This is a genomic window from Mesorhizobium sp. M8A.F.Ca.ET.165.01.1.1 (genome assembly GCF_004792065.1).
Lineage (GTDB): Bacteria > Pseudomonadota > Alphaproteobacteria > Rhizobiales > Rhizobiaceae > Mesorhizobium.
In genome coordinates, this window is the sequence record NZ_SRTH01000173.1 from 1 (window position 1) to 319 (window position 319).

The 319-nt window shown below is 64.9% G+C and carries 1 protein-coding gene; it reads left to right on the forward strand.

The features are described 5' to 3' along the window. Positions 1 to 319: HlyD family secretion protein (locus EN808_RS35625; RefSeq protein WP_189524257.1), on the forward strand; the 319-nt coding region annotated here is incomplete at both ends.

The following is a 319-nucleotide window of genomic DNA, read 5'->3' on the forward strand; positions in this document are numbered from 1 at the left end:
TTGAGATCCTGCCCACGGCTTCAGGCCTCAACGTCGACGCCAAGCTAAGGCCCAAGGACATCGACCAGGTCCGCGTCGGCCAGCCGGCGAAGCTCAGGCTTTCGGCGCTGAACATGCGCCTGACGCCGGAAGTGTCGGCGACGGTCAGCGAGATCTCCGCCGACCGGCTGATCGACCAGGCCACGCACGAGCCCTATTTCCGCGCCAGGCTGAAGATTGCCGACCAGCTGCCGCCCGGCGTGAAAGCGGAGCAGCTTTATCCGGGAACGCCGGTCGAGGCGTTCATCAACACCGGCGACCGGACCTTCTTCGAGTATCT